We start from the raw sequence: 6,772 nt of genomic DNA, 5'->3' as shown, positions 1-6,772 counted from the left end.
TCGCCGGCGAGCGTCGCGTGGGTCGCGTCAGCGAAGCGGCCAGCCAGATTGCGAAACATCGAATTATTGGGTGAGTCGAGTTTTCCGGGCGTGCCGCCGGCAGCCGCGACATACAGATCAGGCCATCCGTCGAGGTCAAAGTCGATCGCGCAGCCTCCCGATTCCATCTGCGCATACAAGGGCACCCCCTCGGAGTCGCGATCCGGTCGATCGGCGTTGCGTTCGATGGCCAAGCCCAACCGGTCGGTCTCGTCCCGCAGCACGGGTTTGACCGACCGTCGGATCAGTGATTCCGTCTTTTTCGATGTCGGGCCCGCGATCAGTTGGCTCTCCGGTGTCGGATAGTGCCTTAGATCCAATGTCGCCAGCAGCGGGTCTGGGGCGTGGCGCCAAGGAGTGTCCGCGGTGAGTTTGTCGACAATCGACTGCCGCATCGCGCGGACCGATGGTGCATCGTCGTCGGGAATCGTCATGGCGTAGGCGGTCCAAGCTTCCGCTTCCCATAGGCGTCCGAGTTCGACGAGGGTCTTGGCCATCTGGACGATAATCGCGTTGGACCGATTCCCGAGTTTGTAGAGTCGTTCTTTCTCCTGGCTGAATCGACTCAGCAGTTGGGCGCGTTGATTGACCACCGTGATGATCGCTTCGTCAATCGATGCTCCGTCGCGTCGGAGTTGCTCCAGACATCGCGCCAGCTTCGCCAGGACTTCACCGACATCGGGATTTTTACGAACGGATTCTCGATAGGCGCGCGCGGCCTGTTCGAGGTTTCCCTTTTGTCTTGCGACATCGCCAAGCAGCGCCCAATACTGCCAACGGTCTTTCGTTTCGTCCGTGACACAAGCCAGCCACTGGTCGATCCGGCCGAGTTGATTCGAATACACGATGTACTGACCGAACAGGATCTGGGCCGGTATGTAGTCCGGGCTATACCGCAAGATTTCCAGTATCGTCTGTTCGACCTCGTTCCACTGTCCCGAGTCGACGTAGGAACGGACCTCGGCGATTTTCAGTCGAGGGTCGTCTGGGTTTCGCTTTTGCAGCTCCTGCATGGAATTGGTTTCCATGTTGCGTTGTTCGATCGTGGCAAGTGAAAACAATAGGACACGATCGAACTGGCGCTCGCGAACAAGGATTCTGCCGTGTGGCGTCGCGCGATGGTGGTCTTCGGCATTGACCAAAAAATCAAAGAGCAATCGTCGCGACTCGTGTCGTTCCGGATGCGCGGCGACGACTTGGTCCAACAGGTCGATCAGTTCGAACAACTGCCCCGTCCCCACAAACGCCAAGACGGCATTTTGGACCAACTGCTCATCGGCGAATCCGTCCGCGATGGCGGCTTCGGCGACCAGTTCCGCCGCGACGGTCGGCTGGCCATTGGCAAATGCGACGTCGGCCGCCAGACGCAGAATCACGACGTCGTGGGGGAACCGCAGCATTGCCTCGCGGGCCAGTTTCTCCGCCGTCGCGTACCGACGCCCGTCCATGGCTTGCCGAAGGCGATCGATCGCGGCGTCTCTGGAGTCGCCCGTCGCCGCCGCGACAGTCGACCTCGCGGCGCCCTGTGACGCCGAATCGCCAGGCTTGCCGCATCCACCTGAGAGCAATAGCGCAACCAAAAAAGTGGAGAGCCTGAAGGTCGTCTCTGTGATCGATCTCATTGCAGGCCCTCCTCACACTATGGTCTCGTGGTCTGCTCAGTAGTCCTTGATTCCTTCCTTGGCTGCCGCTTCCATGCCGGCCTTCATCTGGGCCTGCTCCTCCTGCAGCATTCGATTGTATTCGTCGACATCGGATTGCTGGGCGTTTTCGACGACGCTGGTGGGGCCTTCGCTCCCGCAGCCGACCAACAGGAAGCAAGACGCGGCGAGCAACAGCCCGTGAAATAATTTTGACATATTGAGTGATGTGAGTTTCGGATGAAAAAAGGAAACGACTGCCGCCCCCGACGCGGGCGGCAGTCCAATGGCAACGCTGTTATTGATTCAGCTGTTCTTCAATCGTCTCGTATGCCGCGCGGGTTCCAAGTGCGCCCCACAACCCGTACGGGCTCTTTGCACCCGGGGTACGATAGGCGTTGATCCCGAGCGCGTTTTGGTCTCCCGACTCGACCGAATCGGTCATGAAGATGACTGCACCGTCGGCCATCAGGATATGCGCCCCGCCCTGGTGACGGCTCGAGGCGGTGTACCAACCCGAGTTGCCGGCGTTCTGTTCGGTGCAGATCGGGTCGTTGGGAGGCGATGCGGTGAAGAAGCCGGAGGAGTTCGGGATGTGCTCTGCCCAGCGAAATCCGCGGCCACTGGTGGCGCCGACGGTCGCCGTGGTCGGAGCCCAGAAACGTGGGCGATCGGGATCGACCAGGGCATCGCAATCGGTCGGCGGGAAGTTGCGGATGAACGACCAACCACGGTTGGTCGCGATCGTGCGCGTGTCTTTGTCCCCCAGGTCGGTCGCGATTTCCCCGGCCGCAATCGTGTTGGATAGCCCATCAAGGATGTCACGGAATTTCATCGATTTGTGCGTCACGAACACGCCGCGGCCGGCCCCGTTGATCTCGATCGAAAGCGTCTGGTTCGGTCGACCCAGCGGTGCCGAGCCGTTCCCCCATGCCCCCTGGTGAGCCCGCTCGGCAGAATCGCCCAAGCATGCGGCGTAGTTCGTTCGCCCCAAGGCCGGAAGACCGACTCCAGGATCGCTCGGGCAGCGAAGCGTGGGGATTTCACTGGCCCAGGGCGTGTAGAGGATTTCATCCGGAGTCGGGCCCATCGGAGAGAAGCTGGCACCGTTGCGAAGCGCCTCGGCGCCACCATTGCCGCTCGCGTTGGGAGGCGAATTGCCGAGTGAGTCACGATTGTTGGGATTCGAAATCTGATCCCAAATACCTTGTTGCTCCATAAACGGAGTCAACCCGACCAGATAGCTCAGACGGCCGTTATTGGAAATCTCCGAGGGACGCCAGATGTGCCGAGTGATGTTGTCGGTGGTCCCGCCGCCGTGCATCGGAAGGCTCTTGTAGGCGGCATGGTAATTGTGCATCGCAATTCCGATCTGCTTGAAATTGTTGCTGCAACTCATTCGTCGAGCCGCCTCCCGTGCCGCTTGGACGGCGGGCAGCAACAGCCCCACAAGAATCCCGATGATGGCAATCACCACCAACAGTTCGACGAGCGTGAATCCCTTGCGGGCATAGGTCCGAGGCATCATGAAAAGGCTCTCCAAATACGGAAATGAGGTGGCTGTGGACGCCGGAAAACACCGCTACAATTGACCTCTGGAAAAAGGGTGTGGCGAATGGAGCAGGGCATTGAGGCGCACAGATGTGATGAGAATGAGCTAATGTCGCCCCTTGGAAGATTTTTTACATAGCCAAGCTCAAACAGAGATAGCTATTCTTAAACTGAAAAACGACGCGGAAATTGATGGATTCGGTCGTCTTTTGTGAACAGTCGGAGGCCCCCGCATGGGACGCGATCCAGATTTCATCTCGCGACAAACCAGGGAATCCAAACGGTTTTACCTGGACTTGAATCCCCCGCCGGATCAACGGCTGTCGGTGGTCTGCGGCGGCGTGGAGCGGATGCTGCCCGACTACATCGTTGAACGATCAGGCTTTCCATACTTCGGGATCGAATTGGTCACCGAAGGCCACGGCTGGTTGACCTTGCAAGGCAAGCGTTTTCGTCTTTCTCGCGGCATGGCGTTCGCCTACGGCCCGGGCATTCGGCATCGCATCGAGAATGCACCGCCTGGAGCGATGCGAAAATACTATCTGGATATCTCGGGCTGGGAGGCAAAGTCGCTGGTTGCCGCGGCCGGTTTGTTGAGGGGCAAACCGGTGGTCACGGCGCGGGTCGGAGAATTGACGGAGCTGTGGGACACGATCGATCGCGAAGCGGGTGAGAACACTCGCTTTTCACCCGAGATCTGCCAACTGGTCACCCGCACCTTGCTGATGAAGATTCGTCAGCGGCAGATCACGACCGGCGAAAAGTCGATTCCAAAATCCTTTCGAACTTACGAGCACGTTCGCGCATTCATCGAGAAAAACTTTTTGGATCTGACGACGATCGAGCAAGTTGCCCAAGCCTGTCAGGTCACGCCGATCTACATCTCACGTCTGTTCAAGAAACATGCATCGATCGGCGCCTATCAGTTTCTCATTCGATTGCGGATGCACCATGCGGCCGAACTGTTGCTGCACGAACAGATGAAAGTCCGGGATGTCGCGGAGGTGATGGGGTTCGCGGACCCGTTTCAATTTTCCAGAGCGTTCAAACGCGTCTATGGCGTCGCGCCGTCCAAACTGGTCAGTCGACACGAGAGTTCGTCATTGCCGGAAACAAATTAATCTGCGAGAACGGATGGGACCGAAGGGCATCAATTGACTGGGACATGTCAAACAGTTGCCGAAGACCTCGACGACCGCACGCGTTTGCGATGCCGCCGCTGCGTCAGGCAGCAACCCGCTGCGATCAAAATCGGGGCAAACAGGGATGGCTCTGGCACCGCGGAAACGGCTACGCGGTAGGTCCCCAAGGTGTTGTCGGTAAAACGGAACGAGATGTAAAACTCACCCTCCTCGGCGGCCGATGCTCCAGCGAGAAACGAGATTTGACGACCGTCGATCACATCACCGACGCGGGCCAATTCGCCAAAGGTGGAACCCACTTTGTAGTACGTCACCAATTCCGGGTCGTTGTCCGTCACGGCACGGAACACGGCCGCGTCACCATTGACGGCCAACGAAAACGTATCGAAATTCAGAAACTCATCGTCTCCATAAGGCGTGTCGTTGTTGACCAGGGTGTCAAAATTGCCGGCTTCGTCGACGGAATAAAAGCCAATTCGATTGTTCGACGCGTTGACCGTTGCGGCTGCGAAGTAAGCGACGTTGTTGTCGATCTCGGTATCGGCAAAACCCAGAAATTGCTCGCCGGTACCAGGCATGAAATCGTTGGTATCGAATATCTTTTCCAGCGTTCCGGATCGGTCGGAATAGACGCCGGACAAGCCGGCGCCGTTGTTGCCATGGAACAGAATGGAACCATTCTTGCCGATGTCACCTCGCGAGGATTGAAAGCTGTCGATGTCGAAGTTTCCGGTGCCCGAGGGAACCGCCGTGTTGCGGTTGGCGATCGTTGTGTTGGTTCCGCCGGAATTCTTGTAGAAACCCGGGTTGTTGAAAACGGAGGAGGTCCCCGAGCCGTGCATCACGACGTCCCCGTTGGCCAGCACCCGAAGGTTTCGGAACGTTCGCGGCGATGTTCCCGTTTGCTCGATCAGTTGCGGTGTGCCGCCTGAACCGAGACGATAAAGGTAGTTATCCGTGCTCACCCGGCCGCTAAAGAACACGTCGTTTTCGAAAACGTCGACGGCATCAATGAAACTGAAGGTCGTCGTCCCGGAAAAGATCGGATGGGACACGATGGTGTTGTGATCGACCAGTGTCGAAAAGCTTCCGTCGGAGCTGCGGCGGATGATCCCGAATTCATTTTGATTCGTTGTCGCATTGAAACCCGATGCGATAAAGACGTCTTCGTCTCCATCGGAACGCACAAAGCTTGCGGTGGTGTTGGGGCCAAATCCAGGGACCTGAGTGTCAGAATGGAGTACCTCTCTGAACTGGAGCGTCTGAGCGTTCGTCGGACAATTCCCGAGAACGAATACGGCGCCTAGAAGGAAAAGCAAGCTGGTCAATCGCATCGGTGTCCCGCCTCGTGTTGCACGTGCACTGTCTGTGTGCGCTGTCTGCGTGCACTGGTCGTGTGCACTGTTGTTGTTTCGTTGTCGTCTCGAAGCTGTCAATCTAACGGGGCCAACATACAGCCCCCGCGACGCGTCTGCAACAAATGAGCGGCGATCGCGGAATCGGCAGGCGGAGCAGCGACCCGGCGCGGCTCAAGCCTGGACACCAGCGCATGTTGGTGTCTAGCCTTCAGGCGATTCCCAGATTCGCAAGCTGGAAGCTTACGCCACGCTCAGTCCGCCGCGGTGGCGTAGAGGACGCGGTCGGCGCCGGCGGCCCGGGCGGCGTCGTAGGCGGCGACCGTGCGTTCCATCGTGACTTCGCTCTCCGGGTCGATGATCACCGGTGGCTGCACGCCCAATGCGATCACTTCCGTCAACCGCGATTGCAACACCTCGATCGAGTCGATCCGCTGGCCGCCGAACTCGATCACGGGCAAGCCGTTCCGCACCATCAACTTGACCACGATCTCGTCAAACGCTTCCACCGGAGGCGGTTGGTCGGTGTTGGCTTCGCTGCCGCCGGCGGGGACTTCGGCCAAGACGCTCGGCAAGTCGTACTCGGGGGTCTCGAAACTGCTGGTCCAGACGAAGAAGATCAGCAGCAAGAAAACGACGTCGATCATCGGCGTCATTTTGACTTCCAAGGCACCCGTTCGACCATGGCTGGGTAATCGCATCACGCTAGCCCTGTTCTTTGACGGCCAATTTGATATCCAACAGGCCGAGTTCGGCCGATGCTTTCAAGATCGGCTCGATGCTTCCATAGGGGACGGCGCCGTCGGTGCGGATTCGCAGCGACGCCGATTCGCCGTCACGACGCACCACATCGTTCAGGATCGCATCGAGCGCTGCGTCGTCGAGGACTTTGCCGCCGACGAGTCGTTGACGGTCGCGATTGACGGTGATGGTCACCGAGACCGGGTCGACGCTGAGCGGGTTGTGCGTCGACGCGACGGGCAGCTCGACGGGCAATCGCGACTCCTGTCGCGCCAAGTGGCTGGACACCAGGAAGAAGATGATC

Annotated in this window: 7 protein-coding genes; 1 reads left to right on the top strand and 6 read right to left on the bottom strand. The window is 58.7% G+C overall.

All coding sequences use genetic code 11. The features are described 5' to 3' along the window. The 3 genes from ABX749_RS16415 to ABX749_RS16405 all read right to left on the bottom strand — a co-directional run. Positions 1 to 1,661: tetratricopeptide repeat protein (locus ABX749_RS16415; RefSeq protein ID WP_372896921.1), on the bottom strand; the 1,661-nt coding region annotated here is incomplete at its 3' end. A gap of 36 nt (positions 1,662 to 1,697) precedes the next feature. Further along, positions 1,698 to 1,898: a hypothetical protein gene (locus ABX749_RS16410; protein ID WP_145218218.1), complete on the bottom strand. Its 201-nt coding sequence runs from the start codon at positions 1,896 to 1,898 to the stop codon at positions 1,698 to 1,700. Positions 1,899 to 1,977: 79 nt separating this feature from the next. Next, on the bottom strand, positions 1,978 to 3,204 hold the full coding sequence (locus tag ABX749_RS16405) for a DUF1559 domain-containing protein (protein WP_372896922.1): 1,227 nt from the start codon (positions 3,202 to 3,204) through the stop codon (positions 1,978 to 1,980). A gap of 259 nt (positions 3,205 to 3,463) precedes the next feature. Between ABX749_RS16405 and ABX749_RS16400 the strand changes: the two genes are divergently transcribed. Continuing rightward, the gene (locus tag ABX749_RS16400) at positions 3,464 to 4,351 is read left to right on the top strand and encodes an AraC family transcriptional regulator (RefSeq protein ID WP_145218220.1); all 888 of its coding nucleotides are present in this window, start codon (positions 3,464 to 3,466) and stop codon (positions 4,349 to 4,351) included. Positions 4,352 to 4,398: 47 nt separating this feature from the next. Here ABX749_RS16400 and ABX749_RS16395 read toward each other — a convergent pair whose 3' ends face one another. The 3 genes from ABX749_RS16395 to ABX749_RS16385 all read right to left on the bottom strand — a co-directional run. Then, positions 4,399 to 5,559 (bottom strand): hypothetical protein, encoded by a 1,161-nt coding sequence (locus ABX749_RS16395; RefSeq protein WP_372896919.1) that lies wholly within the window; start codon positions 5,557 to 5,559, stop codon positions 4,399 to 4,401. A gap of 422 nt (positions 5,560 to 5,981) precedes the next feature. Next, positions 5,982 to 6,428: an ExbD/TolR family protein gene (locus ABX749_RS16390; RefSeq protein ID WP_372896918.1), complete on the bottom strand. Its 447-nt coding sequence runs from the start codon at positions 6,426 to 6,428 to the stop codon at positions 5,982 to 5,984. Positions 6,429 to 6,432: 4 nt separating this feature from the next. Beyond that, positions 6,433 to 6,772, bottom strand: a 340-nt coding sequence (locus tag ABX749_RS16385) for an ExbD/TolR family protein (RefSeq protein ID WP_372896917.1), incomplete at its 5' end; no start/stop codon positions are given.

It is taken from the genome of Stieleria sp., from assembly GCF_041595215.1.
Lineage (GTDB): Bacteria > Planctomycetota > Planctomycetia > Pirellulales > Pirellulaceae > Stieleria > Stieleria magnilauensis.
Note: the sequence above shows the minus strand (reverse complement) of the source record. Positions and strands in the feature narration are given on the sequence as shown.